General features: G+C 42.4%; 2 protein-coding genes and 2 tRNA genes. 2 read left to right on the forward strand and 2 right to left on the reverse strand.

The window, feature by feature from the left end; all coding sequences use genetic code 11:
• Window positions 1-29 precede the first annotated feature (29 nt).
• Window positions 30-104: transfer RNA gene (locus D0S45_20420), tRNA-His, on the forward strand.
• Window positions 105-125: 21 nt separating this feature from the next.
• Window positions 126-200, forward strand: a tRNA-His gene (locus tag D0S45_20425).
• Here the strand turns inward: D0S45_20425 and D0S45_20430 are convergent.
• Both D0S45_20430 and rplB read right to left on the reverse strand, forming a co-directional pair.
• Window positions 180-314, reverse strand: coding sequence for a hypothetical protein (locus tag D0S45_20430; GenBank protein ID TIH08825.1), 135 nt, complete (start codon window positions 312-314; stop codon window positions 180-182). The two genes, D0S45_20425 and D0S45_20430, sit on opposite strands and share 21 nt — an antisense overlap.
• Before the next feature lie 53 nt (window positions 315-367).
• Complete coding sequence (rplB, locus tag D0S45_20435) at window positions 368-898, reverse strand: 50S ribosomal protein L2 (GenBank protein TIH08826.1); 531 nt, start codon at window positions 896-898, stop codon at window positions 368-370.
• Window positions 899-1,192 lie beyond the last annotated feature (294 nt).

Genomic DNA, 1,192 nt, shown 5'->3' on the forward strand with positions numbered 1-1,192 from the left:
TACAAAAAAGAATAGATAGTAGCGTAGGGGCGGATGTAGCCAAGTGGATTAAGGCAGTGGATTGTGAATTCACCATCGCGGGTTCAATTCCCGTCGTTCGCCCATGATGCCCGGGACCAAGAGGGGCGGATGTAGCCAAGTGGATYAAGGCAGTGGATTGTGAATYCACCATCGCGGGTTCAATTCCCGTCGTTCGCCCATGATGCCCGGGACCAAGTTATTATGATTTCTTTTTCCGCCTTTGTATTAAGCTTCTCTATTTTTYTTAATAAATKMTTYGCTACAAAAGGRTTTTTTTTTAGTGAACGTGTCACAGTTAATTAACTCCTWTTTTTTTAAGACGAAKAAAGAAATTSKATTTTCTCTCCTATTTACTACGGCGACGAAGAATCAAAKTMTCACTATATTTWTTCCTTTTTCTASTTCTTCTTCCAAGYGCAGGATAACCCCARGGGGTTRYGGGTTTTTTTCTACCAATTGGRGCCCTCCCTTCACCACCYCCATGGGGATGGTCKACAGGGTTCATAACTACTCCTCTTACTACAGGACGYTTACCTAGCCAACRYTTMGATCCGGCTYTACCCAAACTTTTCTGGTTYACCCCAACATTYCCCACTTGTCCGACTGTTGCTGAGCAGTTTTTSGATATCAAACGGACCTCYCCAGAAGGTAATTTTAATGTGGCCGATTTCCCCTCTTTTGCAATCAGTTTCGCTACAGCACCCGCTGCTCTAGCTAATTGTCCACCCYTTCCAAGTGTGATTTCTATRTTATGTATGGCCGTGCCTAAGGGCATATCGGTTGAAGTAGATTCTTCTTTTTGATCAATCAAAACCCCTTCCCAAACTGTACAAGCTTCTTCCAAAGCATACGGCTTTCTGGATGTAGATGATGATATCTATACGGATGGATCTTATATATATCGTAGAATTCTTCTATATATGGTAGAAGTACCACACGAGTGGATATATAGGAATCAAAATCTGCCGAATAACTTATGTTATGATCTTCTACATCCTAGGTCTTCCCGTTCCGTCACCTGGCTTATGTTCTTCATGTAGCATTCAGACCGAATGACTCTATGAAATTACGTCGATACTTCCACATATTATGGGTAACGTAGGAGACATCTCTATTTTTCCCCGGGGGAATCTTTAGAATTACCACTGCTTAGCTTTCAATTCGCCTCTGA

The sequence above is a fragment of the Marinifilum sp. JC120 genome (assembly GCA_004923195.1).
Taxonomy (GTDB): Bacteria; Desulfobacterota; Desulfovibrionia; order Desulfovibrionales; family Desulfovibrionaceae; genus Maridesulfovibrio.